This window comes from Pseudoalteromonas sp. T1lg88 (assembly GCF_002964765.1).
Taxonomy (GTDB): Bacteria; Pseudomonadota; Gammaproteobacteria; order Enterobacterales; family Alteromonadaceae; genus Pseudoalteromonas.
Map to the genome: position 1 here is coordinate 74,493 of NZ_PQCF01000023.1, position 16,998 is coordinate 91,490.

General features: G+C 49.5%; 16 protein-coding genes and 1 rRNA gene. 9 read left to right on the forward strand and 8 right to left on the reverse strand.

All coding sequences use genetic code 11. The features are described from left to right. Positions 1-81: 81 nt before the first annotated feature. The gene (locus C2M34_RS07740) at positions 82-2,412 is read right to left on the reverse strand and encodes a fatty acid cis/trans isomerase (RefSeq protein WP_105258473.1); all 2,331 of its coding nucleotides are present in this window, start codon (positions 2,410-2,412) and stop codon (positions 82-84) included. Then, positions 2,405-2,758, reverse strand: coding sequence for a hypothetical protein (locus C2M34_RS07745; protein WP_105200373.1), 354 nt, complete (start codon positions 2,756-2,758; stop codon positions 2,405-2,407). Before C2M34_RS07745 ends, C2M34_RS07740 begins: the two co-directional genes overlap by 8 nt. Before the next feature lie 117 nt (positions 2,759-2,875). Between C2M34_RS07745 and C2M34_RS07750 the strand changes: the two genes are divergently transcribed. Next, entirely contained in the window at positions 2,876-3,463 is a 588-nt protein-coding gene (locus tag C2M34_RS07750; protein ID WP_105200374.1) for a LemA family protein, read from the forward strand. Positions 3,464-3,465: 2 nt separating this feature from the next. Then, on the forward strand, positions 3,466-5,334 hold the full coding sequence (locus C2M34_RS07755; RefSeq protein WP_105258474.1) for a M48 family metalloprotease: 1,869 nt from the start codon (positions 3,466-3,468) through the stop codon (positions 5,332-5,334). Here C2M34_RS07755 and C2M34_RS07760 read toward each other — a convergent pair. The 4 genes from C2M34_RS07760 to norR all read right to left on the reverse strand — a co-directional run bounded on the left by C2M34_RS07760 (position 5,323) and on the right by norR (position 9,876). Continuing rightward, a complete protein-coding gene (locus tag C2M34_RS07760; protein WP_105258475.1) occupies positions 5,323-5,988 on the reverse strand; it encodes an SDR family oxidoreductase in 666 nt (221 codons plus the stop codon). The two genes, C2M34_RS07755 and C2M34_RS07760, sit on opposite strands and share 12 nt — an antisense overlap. 4 nt (positions 5,989-5,992) lie before the next feature. Next, positions 5,993-6,775, reverse strand: coding sequence for a VOC family protein (locus tag C2M34_RS07765; protein ID WP_105258476.1), 783 nt, complete (start codon positions 6,773-6,775; stop codon positions 5,993-5,995). A gap of 426 nt (positions 6,776-7,201) precedes the next feature. Beyond that, positions 7,202-8,155: a ribosome biogenesis GTPase YlqF gene (gene ylqF, locus C2M34_RS07770; RefSeq protein ID WP_105200378.1), complete on the reverse strand. Its 954-nt coding sequence runs from the start codon at positions 8,153-8,155 to the stop codon at positions 7,202-7,204. 125 nt (positions 8,156-8,280) lie between these two features. Next, the gene (norR, locus tag C2M34_RS07775) at positions 8,281-9,876 is read right to left on the reverse strand and encodes a nitric oxide reductase transcriptional regulator NorR (protein ID WP_105258477.1); all 1,596 of its coding nucleotides are present in this window, start codon (positions 9,874-9,876) and stop codon (positions 8,281-8,283) included. Between the two features lie 174 nt (positions 9,877-10,050). Between norR and C2M34_RS07780 the strand changes: the two genes are divergently transcribed. The 4 genes from C2M34_RS07780 (at position 10,051) to C2M34_RS07795 (ending at position 13,059) form a co-directional block, all read left to right on the forward strand. Continuing rightward, positions 10,051-10,323, forward strand: coding sequence for a hypothetical protein (locus C2M34_RS07780; RefSeq protein WP_105258478.1), 273 nt, complete (start codon positions 10,051-10,053; stop codon positions 10,321-10,323). A 208-nt stretch (positions 10,324-10,531) separates the two neighbouring features. Further along, entirely contained in the window at positions 10,532-11,713 is a 1,182-nt protein-coding gene (gene hmpA / locus C2M34_RS07785) for an NO-inducible flavohemoprotein (RefSeq protein WP_105258479.1), read from the forward strand. Between the two features lie 117 nt (positions 11,714-11,830). Further along, positions 11,831-12,376 carry a YaeQ family protein gene (locus C2M34_RS07790; RefSeq protein ID WP_105200379.1) on the forward strand — a complete coding sequence of 182 codons (546 nt, stop codon included), beginning with the start codon at positions 11,831-11,833 and terminating at the stop codon, positions 12,374-12,376. Between the two features lie 83 nt (positions 12,377-12,459). Beyond that, positions 12,460-13,059, forward strand: a complete 600-nt coding sequence (locus tag C2M34_RS07795; RefSeq protein ID WP_105258480.1) for a PGAP1-like alpha/beta domain-containing protein — start codon at positions 12,460-12,462, stop codon at positions 13,057-13,059. On the opposite strand, the gene C2M34_RS07800 is transcribed toward C2M34_RS07795, so the two are convergent. Beyond that, positions 13,056-13,253: a hypothetical protein gene (locus C2M34_RS07800; protein ID WP_105200381.1), complete on the reverse strand. Its 198-nt coding sequence runs from the start codon at positions 13,251-13,253 to the stop codon at positions 13,056-13,058. The genes C2M34_RS07795 and C2M34_RS07800 overlap by 4 nt on opposite strands. Before the next feature lie 283 nt (positions 13,254-13,536). Between C2M34_RS07800 and C2M34_RS07805 the strand changes: the two genes are divergently transcribed. The 3 genes from C2M34_RS07805 (at position 13,537) to C2M34_RS07815 (ending at position 16,085) form a co-directional block, all read left to right on the forward strand. Beyond that, complete coding sequence (locus tag C2M34_RS07805) at positions 13,537-14,010, forward strand: Dps family protein (protein ID WP_105200382.1); 474 nt, start codon at positions 13,537-13,539, stop codon at positions 14,008-14,010. A 76-nt stretch (positions 14,011-14,086) separates the two neighbouring features. Beyond that, positions 14,087-15,472, forward strand: a complete 1,386-nt coding sequence (locus C2M34_RS07810; protein WP_105258481.1) for a class II fumarate hydratase — start codon at positions 14,087-14,089, stop codon at positions 15,470-15,472. A gap of 97 nt (positions 15,473-15,569) precedes the next feature. Then, on the forward strand, positions 15,570-16,085 hold the full coding sequence (locus tag C2M34_RS07815; protein ID WP_105215281.1) for a hypothetical protein: 516 nt from the start codon (positions 15,570-15,572) through the stop codon (positions 16,083-16,085). An 823-nt stretch (positions 16,086-16,908) separates the two neighbouring features. Here the strand turns inward: C2M34_RS07815 and rrf are convergent. Beyond that, positions 16,909-16,998, reverse strand: a 5S ribosomal RNA gene (gene rrf / locus C2M34_RS16080); the annotation flags it as partial.

Genomic DNA, 16,998 nt, shown 5'->3' on the forward strand with positions numbered 1-16,998 from the left:
ATAGGCACGAGCACAACAATTTTGCCAAAACAAACACTAGTACACAAGTGTTATAAAATTGTTGCACCATAAACTGCTAAGCTAACGATTTTCCAGACGATTATAATCAAACAGCCCGTATTCAATGCCGCGGTAGCGCTTTGAGACCTGGTGTAACAAGTCGCTATAGCGCCAAAAATCCGGGTCGCTGCGACGCACAGCAAAGAGACTTTTCAGGGCCCGATACTGCTGCTCATTGCGCACCTGTTCCAAGCCTTGCACAAAGGCAGTTAGCTGCTCTTCACTGAGCACCCACAAGGCTTCCGGATAGTCACCGATAAAACCGGGCACCACCAAAGCCTTATCTTCATCGTAGGCACGCTGCGCCTCTTCGCGTAGCAGGCTGCTGATATTGTAATGGGCGTTATGGTGCACCAGGGTATAGGCCTGATACTCAGACTCCTTATCGCCCACCAGGATATAACTGACCTGGGGCAATAGGTTTACCGCCTTACTATCCAGGGCATTGAGACGCTGCAACACCTCTGGCGCCTGACGATAGTCATAACGTTTGCTCAGCACAGGCTCCAGTTTGGCCGCCAACTTGTGATAAAGCTCCTGCTGCATATCGTCGCTGCTATAGCTTATCCCACTGGGTTGGGTAAAGCGGATGTCCGAGTCTTTAAGGAACTCAACCAGGCTTTTCGGTGAGCGGCGATACCAGTGGGCACGCAATTGGGCACGCTCCTCCAGAGGTAATAAAGATAAGAAGTTGTCTTCCCCTTCCATACGCAAAAAGTCCATATAAAGACGGGTGAGCAGCTGATGACCGACATTACCGTAAACATCAAACCCGGCCACCAGCAGGTAATGAATGCGCTCGAACAGGGAATAGTCGAGGATCCACGCCGTTTTCGGCGCTTCGCCCACCCAGCCCTTCACCACAGTAGCACTGTTAAAATGGCGGAAAATGGTCAAGGCGGCATTGTCATTATAGCCCTCCCCCTGCCAGAGCAGGTCCGGGGTTAAGTGCTGACCGTCGGCAAAAACTTCGTTTGCCAAAGCCGCTTTGGCTTCTAGAAATTCGCTTTGCTTGGCGGCATATTTGACCCAGCTAGAGATGGGCAGTGCATTACTTTGTTCCTGCGCTGGCATATCCAGAGTATCTTCATGACGCTCTAAAAATTGCTCGAATTGCTCGGCACCGATAAATTGCGGATCGACAAAGGCCACCCAAAATTGGTCATTGATCACATTGAGGGCGATTTGCCCGCGACATACCGGGCCTTGAATAAAGCCGCGAATAATCAACTCGGCCTCATCCAACATAAACTGATAGCGAGAGCGCACCGGGATGGCGGCAAAGGCCTTAAAGGGGTTGGAGGCCACCTCTATGCTATAACCGGGCAAACGGGTGACCTGGTACTCGGCATCAATAAACTGCTGCTGCAGACGCGCAAGTTTACCGTCATTCAGCAATAGCGGAATATTGGTTTTCGCCAGTACTGTACTATGGGACGCCTGTAAACGGTAATAAACGCGCTTAACCTTGGGGTCTTCATAAGGACGGCGGGTGGCGATCACCTTAATGGCTTGCCCCGGCGGCGTGCTGGAGCGCACCAGCTTAAAGAATTGTCCGCGTTCCACATCGGCAAAATAGATATTGGCCAGATACCAATGCTCATAAATATAACGGGCGCTCAATCTGTGCTTTAACTCGTCGCGATTAAGAAAGGTTTCCCACTTATCGACCTCAGCCTGTAACCCGGCACTGATCTCCGGGGCGTCGGGTAAGGGCGCCCCCAGCTGCAACCAATTCGTCAGGGTTGCCATTTCCGCATTGTTTAGCGCCGGTAAGCCATAAGGCATACCCGCCAACGGGTTGTCGAGAGCGTAGTCTTCAAATTCTTCTATGGTCGGGCAGCTTTGCTGGCGATCCAGGCTAAAGTCAAACTCCTCACCCAAGATGGCCTGTTCTGGCAAAGGATGCTGCTGTTTAAGAGCCAGGGAGCGATACATAACGCTGGCCATTAAATTGGCCTGAGGATTTTGCTGGCGCTCATTGAGCACCGGATTAAAGCCCTTATCACGCCATTGCGCCGTGGTGTGTGCATCGATAAATAAACGACTCGGCTCGGACGCCAATAACCGGGTACCGTCATACACCAAGTCTTTTGAGGTGCCACGCTCTATGCCCTCAGGTGAGGACATTTTCAGCTGGCACGGGGCATCATAACAGCCATGACAGACCACACAGCGGTTATCGATTATGGGTTTAACCTCTTGTTGGAAAAAGTTCTGCTGCTCGATAGAAATGGGATGCTGACGATTTTCCACCAGCTGTTGGCCGTAGAGACTGTCATATTTCTGAGCACCAAGTACGGCGCAGCCGGTACAAAAGGCCAGAACCAGCATCCACGCCAGTTTATTCATATTCGTCACCGAGGTCGAAGGTTGGCATCATTTCCAACTGGGGCGAAACGTAGCTTTGACCATCGCTGCACTCCAGGACTGCTGCCAATAACGGGCCACGACTTAAAGTCAGCATGGCCTGATGCTCACAAGACAACAAGGGCTGAGCCTGAGGACGCAGCTCATAGCTGCTAAGCTGCAGGCTCACCGTTTGCTCGGCGCTGGGGTTTTGGCATAAATGCGCCAGCAGATCTTCGTCCAGCTCTACCTCTAACAGCAGATCTGGTTCATTCATGTCGCGAGAATAAAGTGAGTCATTGAGTAAAAACAAAGGGAGGCTAAGCACAGCGCCTTGCGATAATTCCACGGAAAACCCCGAAAAAGTCGATAATCAGCCCTCATAATAGCAAAAAAAGTCTTTGCTTTGGCTGCTTTTGTAACCAGATAGGGTATATTAACCAAGTAATTAGGGAGGAGAACGCACATGACAGTACTTTTAATCATACTGGTTGTTGTCGCCATAGCCGTGGTAATAATCTTCAACAATCTAGTACAGTATAAGAACGAATTTCAAAATGCCTTTGCACAGATAGACGTGCAATTACACCGCCGCCATGACCTGGTGCCTAACCTGGTTGCTACCGCGCAGGCGTATCTGGATCATGAAAACACCACCCTAAAAGCGGTTATCGCCGCCCGTAACCAGGCGGTAAGCGCCCTGCAAGCACTGCATCAAGGCAATATCGATGCCACCAAATTGGCACAGCTGGCCGCCAGCGAAGGCGCACTAAGCAGTGCCCTCGGTGCCTTGCAAATTAGTGTCGAGGATTACCCCGACCTTAAAGCCGACAGCACCATGGCCAACCTAAGCGAAGAGCTTACCAGCACAGAAAACCGTATCGCTTTTGCCCGCCAGGCCTATAACGACGCGGTGATGCAGTACAACAGCTTTAAGCAAAGCTTCCCTCCTGTACTGGTTGCGAAAATGACGGGTCATGGTATCGATGCGCCACTATTGCAGTTGGAAGACCCACAAGTACAACGTCAGGCACCGAAAGTTTCCTTTAACTAGCCGTGCACAACTTCTTCAAACACCAGCGCCAGGCTAGGCGCAAAACCTGGCTGCTGGTTACCTTGTTTGTGCTGGCGGTCACCCTGCTGATCGCCCTCGCCCATTGGCCAATATTGTGGCTGATGCGCGTCTTGGACAGTGATCTCTATATACTCTTTAATTATGGCCTGCAGCCACTAGGTGAAGGCAGCCGCATTCATCTTGGCGTCACTTTCACTATCGGCACGATAATAATGTCGGCCGTTCTCTATAAGTACCTGCAATTACGTCGTGGCGGCCATGTTATTGCTCAGCAACTCGGTGGCGAACAGGTGCAAAGCAACTGTTATGATCCATTACACCGCCTGTTGCTCAATGTGGTTGAAGAAGTTGCCATCGCCGCACGAATGCCGGTTCCTGGTGTCTATGTGCTCAAAAATCAGCCCAGTATCAATGCCTTTGCCGCCGGTTACCATAGACAGGACAGTGTGATAGCCGTTACTCAGGGAGCATTACGCCTACTAAGTCGCGAGCAATTACAGGCGGTGGTAGCTCATGAGTTCAGTCATATTCGCCACGGCGATGTGCGCCTTAATGTGCGTATGACGGCCTTACTCTTTGGCATCACCTTTATCGGCCAAGCCGGGGAAAACCTTATCCACGGCGCTATGTATGCATCCAGAGGACAAAATCAAAGAGGCGATGGCGCTGGCCTCCCAGCTATAGTGGGCCTTATACTCACTCTATTTGGCTGGCTTGGAACTCAACTCGGCGACGCCATTAAGGCCCTCGTCTGTCGCCAGCGGGAATACCTCGCCGATGCCGGTGCGGCAGAGCTCACCCGCGCACCCTACGATCTGGCGCAGGCCTTATTGGTAATAGCCGAAAGCCCACGCAAAAACACCCTGAGGCAAAGCAATGCGCATTTATATAGTCATTTGTTTTTTTCCGATGCGCTCAGTCCCTGGCTGTCCTGGTTAAGCACCCACCCGCCTCTAAGCAAGCGTATCCGGGCACTCGACCCCAGCTGGGATGGCATGCTTACCGAACGCCCAAGAGGCCATGCCCATGCGACGGTGCATGGCGCCATGATGGCGGCGCATGAGCAAAGCCTGTTGCAGGTGGCGCGACACCAGCGCAATAGCGAAAACCAAATAAAACTTGAAGGCATTGATGCTAACCTGGGCTACCTGGCCCATGAGCCAGTGGATGCCCAGTGGCTGGTAATGATGCTCTGCCTGCATCAAGACTGGCAACAACGGCAAACGCAACTGCGTCAGATTGTCGCCTTGCCCTATGTCGATGCCTTTAAATTCGACCAGGCGGAAGCCTCTTTGGCAGGGCTTGGCATGAGTAAGAAGCTGATGCTGTTGGAAGTAGCCATAGGAGCACTGCGTTGTTTGCCACTACATGGCCAGCGAGAATTTTTAGCCAAGCTAAAAAATATTGTCGTCGTAGATGGCAGCCTGGATCTTAATGCCTGGTCCTTCTATGAGCTGAGTGTCCATGCCTTGAGCGGAGCCAATAGCGGCACCATTGGGCAATTTAACAGAAAGATCATAGCTAAGGCCTGCGAACAATTGCTTAACGCCCTTGCCAGCTTTGGACACAGTGATGAGCAGCAACAAGCAACAGCCCTTAATGCTGCTTCCGAGGCCTTGCAGCTACCCATGCGCTATTATGGTGATGCCCAATGTCAGGTCACCCGATTACAACGCGCCTTAAGCATAGTGAAAACCTTGCCGCAGGCGAAAAAGCAGGTGCTGATCCAAGCCTGCCAACTCTGCATTAGTCACGATGGCGAAATTAATGAGGCGGAGCAGGTGATCCTATACACACTTGCCGCCTGCTTAAATGTAGATAGTGAAGTAGTGAGCCGCTTACCAGGGTAAGCGCTCACCATTGGCATGCCAAAAGCCGCCGGTATTGGCCAAGTCCAGCTCGGCGATCCGCTGCTTTATGCGCTGCGCTGCGACCTCGGGGCTGACGTCACCGGCAAAACCCACCATACGCGTTTGCACAAAACCGGGATGAAATAAACCGACTGCAACGGCACGCGGCTTAAGTTCGTGGGCCAGGCTCACGGCGGCAGCGTTCAGGGCCGCTTTAGACATGCGATAACCTATATAGCCCCCAGAACCATTGTCGGCAATAGAGCCCATACGTGAGGTGATCATCGCCACCTTGGCACCGGCGGGCAATAAATGCCCCAAGGCATGGGTAACGCGCAAAGGTGCCAGGGCGTTGACGGCAAACTGCTGCTCTATTGCCGCAAAGTCCATATCGGCCAAGGTTTCATTGTGTAATAGCCCGGCGTTGTTAATCAAAATATCTATGGGCTTATTATCAAGTTTGGTTGCCAGATCACGTACCTGATCGGGTTCGCAAACATCGATACCAGAGATCACCTGAACACCTAAAGCATCAAGTTCATCGCTGCTTTGGCGCACCAAGGCGCTTACTTCGGCACCGGCATTCACGTACTGCTTAGCCAATTCCAGGCCTATGCCACGATTGGCACCGGTAATCACCACATGTTGAGTCATTGCCTTATCCTTGAAGTTGAATAACCGAAAATACCGCGCCTTGGGGGTCATTAATCACGCTGAAGCGACCAACATCCGGAATATCTATAGGCTCTACGCAAACCTCAGCGCCGAGCTTTTTTGCCAGCTCCACCTGCTCATCACAGTTATCAACCTGAAAATACACCATCCAATGCGCTGGAATGTCGTCCGGCCACTGCTCATTCATTTCCAGCATGCCACCAATTTCCTCACCATCAATGCTGAGAACCCTGTATTCCATATCGTCCATAGGGTGTGATTCACTATGCCAGCCCACCAGCTGCTTATAAAACTCGGTACTGGCGCGCATGTCCCGGGTGGCCAGTTCAAACCAGCAAGGGGTGTTGGTTTCATTCTTACGTTGTGAACCCTTATGGCCCTGACCCTGCCATAAAGCCACCATGGCGCCACCGGGATCGCATAGCAACACCATTTTCCCGGCACCGGGCACCTCATGCGGACCATGCACTATGCTGGCTCCAAGCTCTTTGGCGGCGGCGGTTTTACTATCGACATCATCAACGGCAATATAAGTCAGCCAATAGCTAGGCACGCCCTGCGCCTGCTGATCGGCGGGCATCTGATACATGGCGGCAATATCCTGTTGCTGCTTTTGCAGCATGGTGTAATACACACCTTCTCCAATAGGCTGATCGTGCGCCGACCAAGAGAAAAAATCGCCGTAGAAGGTCTTGCCGTTTTGCCAGTCTGTTGAGCACAGCTCGGCCCAGCAAAAATGTCCTTGAGGGTAATTATCTTGACTCATACTAGTACATCCCCTTTATTGTTTTAATAACCATAGCGTAATCCGCGAGAGACTGGAGCAATAATTCTATTGCCAGATCTTAGCTATTGACCTTAAACGAGTTAAGTATAAAAAGACATGAAAAATTTAATTGAGAATTATTTGCAATAACTGTTGACTGACGCTTAAATCTAATTGATAATCAATCTCAACAAGTTGAGAGGATTTAAACCCGCTTGTTACTGAAAATTTGTTTCACGACCCTGAAACACGCTTAGCGCTCGTAAGGCACAGGTTGATGGCGGTCAATTCAACGCCCCTTGATATGGTCATTCCATCAACCGCACTACATTTTACTTGCTACATTGCTCATATCGGTGACGGTAGATATGAAAACAAAAAAGCCCTTGCGGGCTTTTTTTATGTCTGTGATTTAATACCCGTAGATTAACGGCGGTTTTTACGGGCCCGGGCGCGGCGCTGACGCTTTTCTTCTTCCTTGGCCGCTTTTTTGGCCTCGGCTGCGGCGCGTAGTTCAGCCACCATCAGCTCTTCGCGCTCACGCATCTCAGGCGTTTCCATGCTCACTCGGCCAAGCACTGCATCGCGCAGCTCATTGATTAAAATTTCCGAGAACTTATGCAGGTCTACCTGGTTACCACCACGAATACAGCCGCGATTTTTACCCGCCGCCAACATAAAGTCATAATCATGCTCGGGTAAAGGGTTAACCTTGTAACGGTCAATCAGCAGCTGCGGATAAGCTTGCAGCAAATACTCCGCGGTGTAGCTGGCGACTTCTTCATAATCTATGGCGGTATCGCGAATAGCGCCGGTGGCTGCTAAGCGATAGCCGGAGTTTTCATTCTCAACCTTGGGCCAGAGCATTCCTGGGGTATCATAAAGCATGATGCCTTCATCGATTTTAATCCGCTGCTGCGCCTTGGTTACCGCCGGTTCGTTACCGGTTTTGGCGACGATACGCCCCGCCAGGGTATTGATCAAGGTCGACTTACCAACATTGGGAATACCCATGATCATGGCTTTAATTTGTTTATCGGCACCCACCTTGTGAGGCACCAGCTTTTTACACAGCTCGACTATTTTGCCCACCTGCGCGGCCTTATCATGCTCCAGCGGCAGAGCCTTAACACCACTTTCCTGCTCAAGATAATTGAGCCATTGCGTGGTCATCTGTGGATCGGCCAAATCGGCCTTATTAAGGATCTTGATCACCGGCTTATCGCCGCGCAGTGCACCCACCATGGGATTCTCGCTGCTGTAGGGAATACGCGCGTCCAGTACTTCAATAATCACGTCCATTTGCGGCATGATTTCTTTTATTTCATTGCGCGCCTTGTTCATATGGCCCGGAAACCATTGAATTCCTGCTCTACTCATTTGATAAATTTAACCTTTTAGTCTTGATGCTTGTATTTAGGCAAAGCCCAGGATCTCAAGCTCACTTTCTTGCTGACAACTATACCACAGACTTGAGCTTGCGTTTCCTTTGCTCGCGATTGGTATTACCACACCACCTTTTCAACTCGTATGCCCAAACGCTTGGATAAACGCATCAAATTGGCGCGATCAACGCAAAGGTGTTTCGCCGCCTGACTCCAATTGCCTTGGTAGTGATGCAATGTCTGCTTGATCAAGGCTTTTTGATAATCGTCTACCGCGTCTCTTAAATTGATGCTCTGCTCAGTGCTAATCTGCTCTGTTAACGCCAGCTCCCTTGGCGCTTTCGCATGCTCTTCTGTGCCTTCTGGAGCAAGCTCATCGCAATCGCCGATCTCCAAAGTCACTATTTGCCGATGACGATCTTGCATGGAAACCTTGGCACAGGCTTTAAGAGCTGCTCTACTCAGCAGGTGCTCAAGCTCACGCACATTGCCTGGCCAGAAGTAATGCTCAAGGCGCGCCATCAGTTCACTTGATACCTTTAACTGATTCACGCCCAGCTTACGTTTGATGCGCTCATTAAAAAACCCCACAAGCAGCGCTATGTCCCCCTCTCTTTCCCGCAGTGGCGGCACTGTGACCGGGTACACATTGAGCCTATGATAGAGATCGGCACGAAAATGCCCCTGCTCAACTTCCGTTTTCAGATCCCTGTTGGTGGCGGCGATAACGCGCACATCAACATGGACTGTGCTGTCATAACCCAGTGGTTGAATTTCATTACTTTGCAGCACACGCAGTAGCTTACTTTGCACCGCCAAAGGCAGTTCACCCACCTCATCTAAAAATATGGTGCCGCCATTGGCGATAAGAAACTTGCCGGCACGCTTTTGTGCCGCCCCAGTAAAGGCCCCTTTGGCATGACCAAAGAGCTCGCTTTCTATCAGATTTTCCGGCAAGGCGGCGCAATTGACATGAATAATGGCTTCGTCACTGCGCGTCGACTGCTGATGAATGCTGTGCGCCACCAGCTCCTTACCTGTGCCGCTTTCCCCTTGAATTAAAATCGAATAGTTTGATGGGGCGACCAGGGCTATTTCACCTTTAAGCTTTTCCATTGCCGCACTTTGGCCAACCAGGTTTGATTGTTGACCCAGGTTGCCCGGCTCATTTAGCACGCGCATGACCTCTTTGGAGTGCTTAATATTGGCTTCCAATAAATCCAGGGCGAGAGCCGTATGCAGGCTGATCGAGGCCATGGAGGCGATCAGCGCCAGGGTTCTTTGCGACAGGGAATCAAAGACCTCGGGCGTTAAGCTATCTAAGGTCAGCACGCCAATCAGCTGTTGTTCAAAATACAAGGGAATGCCCATGCAGGCATGAATGGGCAAGTCGCCGTCGGTGGCCAGCACCAGCCCATCATAGGGATCGGGTAAATCTGAATCCGCCTCAAAACGCACCGCTTGCATGGATTGGCACACAGCCAAAAATCTCGGATGTTCAGCAATAACAAATTGCCGCCCCATGGTGCCGCGCCTTAACCCCTGCAAGGCCAGCGGCTGTAGGTAATCCCCTTTCAAAACTAATAACACTATGGCATCACAGGTGATAAATTTGCGCACAGCGGTTAGCAGGCCATCAAAGCGCTGCTTGCTAGACACGCTTTGCGCCAATTCCAGCGAAAGCTCAAGCAACTGGTTATCGGTAGGGTTATTCATACATCACCTAATCATAAAGACAACACTGAGTCATAAAGACACAGTAGCAAAAAAGTCATTATGACACACCTTTATTTCTAAAAAACAAACTTATCCATATATTTCAAGCAATTACAAAATGGCACGCATTTTGACTATATAACCATGCCTAATTGTTCATAGTGTGGAGCGCAGATGTACTCAAATTTTTTACTCACCAATAACCAACAGCTGGATGGTCAACAACTTAGCTTCCAATGGTGTGTTATTGGCGGTAACTGGGCCATGGTATTGTCTTTTATAACCACGGTTTTGTGTCTACTGATGACCTATAAATTTAATCATTACTTTTCTATCCCAGCACAAGTCAGCGCACACATCGCAACCATAGTCTTCGCGGCCATGTTCAAGATTGGTTATGTCATACGTTGTGTTGGCCTACACGGACTCGGTTGCTACGTTAAGTAGCCACATCTAATGATTTAGCAATGAGTATAGCCAATTGCCCATCTAAGACGGGGCGATGGGCTATTTACATCCGGTTAGGCAAGCACTCAAGTATTGCTGCACAAACTCTTGGGGTTCCCCTAGCGAGTAAAGGCAGCCTGCTTTATTCCTATGTTTCTAAAATTCCGGCCAACTATTCAAGGCCATAGCTATAACTTCTGGAGTTAAGATGTTATCCATTCAAGATATTAAAACTGTGCAATCAACCCTTCCTTTGATTGAACAGGCTGGCGCTGCGGTTACCGAGCACTTTTACACCCGAATGTTCACACACAATCCTGAACTTAAAGATATTTTCAACTTAAGCAACCAGCACTCCGGACGTCAGAAATTGGCGCTGTTCGAAGCAATTGTCGCCTACGCAAAAAACTTAGATAACCCAGCGGTACTCGCTCACGCCATTGAGCGGATCGCCAATAAGCATGTTAGTTTTGATATTAAAGCAGATGATTATGACATTGTTGGCCACCATCTGATTGAAACCATGCGCGAGTTGCTCAGCCACCACTTTACCCAAGCTGTCGAGCAGGCATGGGGGAAGGCATACGGCATCTTGGCCAATATTTTTATCTCCAGAGAAGAGCAACTATATTCGCAAAGAGCTTCCGCCGTTGGCGGCTGGCGAGGCAAGCGAGCGTTTCAACTAGCTGAAAAAACAGAAGAGTCAGAGCTGGTAACCAGCTTTACTTTTCGACCTGTAGACTGCCAGCCGGTCATGGACTTCCAGCCTGGCCAGTACATTGCCATCGAATTGCAACCCGACACCTCAGAGCATATCGAAATCCGCCAATATTCTCTTTCGGCCAAAGCAAATGGTAAAGACTACCGCATCTCGGTGAAACGCGAAGGCGATACGCAACAGGGAGTTGTTTCCAATTACCTGCATAACAGGCTTAACGTGGGCGATCTGGTTGATTTACATGCGCCAACGGGAGACTTCTTCTTTACCGACAAGCAACAGCCCGTTGTGCTTATTTCTGCAGGTGTGGGGATTACCCCTATGCAATCCATGTTGGAGACCTTGGCACATAGCCAATATGCGCACCAGGTAACCTTTGTCCATGCCTGTGAAAACCAGGCTCAGCACTCGTTTGCAGCGCACACCGCTCACCTGTGTGAACAGCATAACTGGCGTCATTATACTTGGTACAACCAAGAACAAGGAAATGGCCAACATACCTTCGCGGGCCTTATCGACTTTTCTCAGATTGAACTGCCCATTGCCGATGGCGAATACTACCTCTGTGGTCCGATTGCCTTTATGCAGTTCGCCAAAGAAAAGCTGCTGCTACTGGGTATTGATGAAGCGCGTATTCACTACGAGGTGTTTGGCCCTCACGCCACACTTTAAATTTAGTGTGCATTGGTTTTGGCTGCTGGGAATCCCCCGGCAGCGTCTATATGAGCTGAGCAAATCGCCCCGCGAACGTGTATACTGCCCGCTTTGCTCGCCTAGGAAGTAGTTGTTATGGCATTAAAGGCCACCATAATTAAAGCGCGTCTCAATATCAGTGATATGAATCGCCACCACTATCAAGAATACCCTTTAACCGTCGCCCAGCATCCTTCGGAAACCGAGCAACGACTGATGATCCGCCTGCTGGCTTTTGCCTTACATGCCAATGATGAGCTGCAATTTACCAAAGGCCTGTGCGCCGAAGACGAGCCGGAATTATGGCAACGGGAAATGGATGACAGCATCAGCCTGTGGATAGATCTCGGTCTGCCCGATGAAAAGCGCCTCAAAAAAGCCTGCACTCGTGCCCAAGAAGTAGTGCTGTACGCCTATGGCGAAAACAACCAGGAAATTTGGTGGCAAAAGAATCAGCAAAAGTTAAGCCAGTTTAAAAATCTTAGGGTGATCAGCTTGAACTATGAGCAGACTCAGCAACTGGCGGCCATGGCCTCGCGCAGCGTCGACCTCACCATTAGCATAGAAGATGCCGAAGTATGGGTGAGCAACCAGGAGCAAACGCTGCAAATTACCTTGACCTCTTGGCAGGGTCAGGGCTAAATAGCCAAAACTGGGACAAAGTGTTGGTGACGATTCGTCATGAATTATGTCGGACCTAGGTCAAGGTGTGGGTAAGGATAAGTATGATCACTAAGGTAGTAGTTTTACATGGCTTGTATATGTCGGGTTTTGTTATGCGCCCCCTGTGCGCACGGCTGCAAGAACACGGCTACGATATACTCAACCTGTCATATAACACCTTAGATCCCAATACCGATGAGATCTTCGCCCGCATCAATGCCTTTATCGGCGATCATGAATGCGCCTTTGTCTGCCATTCCTTGGGCGGCCTGATCGCACGACGCTATCTCAGCCAGGATTTCCCCCAAGCGGATCAGGTAAAAAAGGTTTTTACCCTGGGCACGCCCCACAAGGGTGCCAAGATAGTCCATCATATGCAGCAAAAAGGTATGCAGGCGCTGCTAAAAAACAGCCTGGAATATCTGGCCAGTGAAAATCAAGACTGGCCCTTTAACGCCAAGCTCTACAGCATTGCCGGTGACTTACCTCTGGGCCTGTTACCCCTGTTTGAACAGGGACACCCATGCGATGGTACGGTCAAGGTCGATGAAACCAAGCTCAACGGCATGGCGCAGCACAAAATATTTCACCTTAGCCACACCAGCCTGATCTACTCCCGCAAAGTCGTTGCTTATATTCTTGAGCAACTGCGCGAGGATTAATCCTCAGCAGCAGCGGCAATCTTATAAGCAACCATAGCGATAATAGCCAGCACTAGAGGGATAGGTGCTGCAATCATGCCAAAGGCATCGGAATTTGCGTAGCTGGCACCGGCAAGGTGACCCACTAAAGTAATTACAAAGGTGAGAACGGCAATAACACAAACGGTGATTTCAGCTTTTTTCGATTTATTCATAACCACATCTCCTATGTCGATGTTCAGATTATGCTCCCCTAGTGCATACAAATATTGCGCTAAATCAACTTTCAGTGTCGCTTTTTTGAGCTCACAATCCGCCTTTGCGATAGATCAATATTTCACCATGAGCACCTTGTTTTTGGCATAAATCATGCCCATGTCATTAGTTACAAGCGTATGCAAATCATTTTATTTGATGGCTTAAATCGATTTTATCCGCTTGTTATTAATGGGCTTTAAGCCATACTGAAGACAACTTCTAAACGCAAAGGAGACAGCTATGTCGCAAGTAAATGCTATTGGATTAGATACTCAAGAAACAGAAACCATTATCGATGAGCTCAACCGCTTATTGAGCTGCTATCAAATTCAATACATGAACGCTCGAGGCTTTCATTGGAATATAAAAGGCCGCGACTTTTTCGAACTGCACGTCAAATTTGAAGAAATCTACAACCTGTTACTGGAAAAGGTCGATGAAATCGCCGAACGCATTCTTACCCTGGGAGGGGAACCGCTGCATGCGTTTACAGATTATATCGAACTGAGCCAGATCAACGAGGCTAAAAATATCAGCGATGGTGGTCAGGCGTTGCAAAACCTCCTTGAGGGCTATACCACCTTGATCAAGATGCAGCGCAACATTCTTGTCGATGCTAGTGATAATGAAGATGAAGGCACGGCGGCATTAATGAGCGACTACATCAAAGAACAGGAAAAGCTGGTGTGGATGCTTAAAGCCTATCTCGACTAAAAGTCCATCAAGCCAGGCGACAACTTAGCGCCTGGCTTTCTTAACTACCGACTTTACTAGCCTTCAGGAGCAGAGCATGACCCCTAAATACCGCCGCGACCACGATAGCATGGGGGAGCTCAAGGTTCCCGCCAACGCCCTCTATCAAGCGCAAACACAGCGCGCCGTAAATAATTTTAAAATCAGTTCGCTAACCATGCCGAGCCGCTTTATTACCGCGCTCGCTCATATCAAACGCGCCGCGGCTAAGGTCAATACTGAGCTCGGCTATTTAGATGCCAAGACAGGTTCGGCTATCGCCAAAGCATGTAGCGAAATCATCGCTGGAGAGCACTTAGAACACTTCCCCGTTGATGTATTCCAGACCGGCTCAGGCACTAGCACCAATATGAATGCCAATGAAGTGATTGCCACCCGTGCCACTGACCTGCTCGGTGCCAAGGTGCACCCCAATGATCAGGTGAATATGGGGCAAAGCTCTAATGATGTAATCCCCACGGCCATCCATGTCAGTAGTGCCATTGCCATCGAGCAGGAACTACTACCAGCCTTGGATCATCTTGCAGAGGTGATCGCGGCCAAGATCGAACAGGTTGGCGAGTTGGTCAAAACCGGACGCACCCATCTTATGGATGCCATGCCGGTTACCTTTGCGCAAAGCATGTCAGCCTGGCACACGCAAATCGTCGCCGCCAGAGTCCATATCAGCCAAAGCGCAGCTGCCCTGTTACAGCTCGCTCAAGGGGGCACTGCGGTCGGCACAGGCATTAATGCCGATCCACATTTCGCTACACATTTTGCCAAAGAAATGACCAAGCAAACTGGCGTGGATTTCAGTGCCGCAGATAATCTCTTCTTTCATATCTCCACCCAGGATACCGTGGTCGCCGTTTCCGGGCAGCTTAAAACCGCTGCGGTGGCACTAATGAAAATAGCCAATGACTTGCGCTGGATGAACTCGGGCCCGCTCGGTGGTTTGGCTGAAATAGAGCTGGAAGCACTGCAGCCTGGCTCATCGATTATGCCCGGCAAGGTCAACCCGGTGATCCCGGAAGCCACCACCATGGCCGCCGCTCAGGTGATAGGTAACGACACCACTATCACAATCGCCGGTCAGTCAGGTAATTTCGAACTCAATGTTATGTTGCCGGTGATCGCCTATAACGTACTGCAAAGCATAGAGTTACTTAGCAACAGCAGTAGAGCGCTGGCCGATAAAGCCATCGCCAGCTTTAAGGTAAGCGAAGAAAATCTCACCCGCTCCTTAGCTAAAAACCCTATTTTAGTCACCGCCCTAAACCCAATTATCGGTTATGAAAAAGCGGCGCAAATAGCTAAAAAAGCCTATGCCGAAAAGCGTGCCATACTCGATGTCGCCGCCGCTGAAACAGATATTCCCTATGAAGACTTATTGCAATTACTGGATCCCAAAAAGCTTACCCAAGGGGGCATTCAAAATTAGTGCAGGTATGGTTAAAGGATAAAAAGCAAGCATTTGCGCACGGCTAAAATGTCAGTATGATGGTGCTTAAGATCATCAACAAAAGAATAAACTTATTATGCGATTATCATTTATAGCCATCGCGGTGCTGGCGCTTAGCGCCTGTAATAACAGTAGCCAAGCGGAAACTCAGACCTTAGCTGCGGAACAGCCAAACCAAGCACAACAACTAGACAACCAACTTAAGCCGGCACCTAAACAGCTGGTCACTACAAAAAACCCTATCAGAGTGGAAAATATGCAGATCACCGCCACCCCTGAGTCTATCGCTCAAGGTTATAAGCAGATCCATGAACTTACGGCAGATAAATCCTGTGATAGCACTGAGCAATGCCAGGTGGTTGCCGTTGGCAGCAGAGCCTGTGGTGGTGCCAATGAATACCTTGTATTTTCGACTAAGACAGCAGATGCCGCCCAAGTTAAAACATTGGCAGAAGAAATCACTGTGCAAGAGCGTCAATTTAACCTGAAGACCGGGGCCGTAAGCATTTGCGAACACCTAATGCGTCCATCAACCCAGTGCCAACAGTCCCAGTGCGTTAAAATTCAGGGCTCCTCTTCTTCGGTTTACTAATCTCAGTAACCAAATAAGCTGAGCAGTAAAGACAGGACAATAATCGCCAAGAGACAAAGTAAGGCCCTGATAATATATCGGGGCCGCATTTCTTGGCGGCGCCATTGAAAATAAAGAAATTTAGCAAAATAAGTGGCAGCCACCCCAAATAGTGCAAACACCAATAAATATGCACCTAGTGCTATCACAACAACCTCGACACTCTTCTCTAATCATCCCTAATAGCCTAACAAGTTCACTCCCTTAATACCAAGAAAAGCCAGCCTAATCCAAGCGGGTTTTTTATATCTTGATTTTGCAAGGCTAAAGCCTCGCCTAGAGATAGCTGTGGGAGTTTTTTAAGTAAGGGTTTGCCGACAAGGCTGTTGTAGGTCGGAGTTTACCCCGACAATGTGCAAACCCATGCCGCATTGTCGGCCTAAAAGACCGACCTACAAACACAAAAAACCCGCTGCATTGCTGCAACGGGTTTCTTTAATTAGGCGACGAGTGACCGACGATTAAGTATCGTCGCAGCACGAGGAGGTGAGGTCATGGATGACCGATGTAACCAAGCTACAGGGAAGTATTGTTAAAACAGCTCTGTTTACCAGCCTTCTGTGATCAACATCCAAGCGGGTTTAATATTCTGCTTTTGCAAGGCTAAAGCCTCGCCTAGAGATAGCTGTGGGAGTTTTTTAAGTAAGGGTTTGCCGACAAGGCTGTTGTAGGTCGGGGTTTACCCCGACAAGGTGCAGATCCATGCCGCATTGTCGGCCTAAAAGACCGACCTACAAACGCAAAAAACCCGCTGCATTACTGCAACGGGTTTCTTTAAATAGGACCCTGACGATGTTCTACTTTCACATGGCAAATGCCACACTATCATCGACGCTGTTTCGTTTCACTACTGAGTTCGGCATGGGGTCAGGTG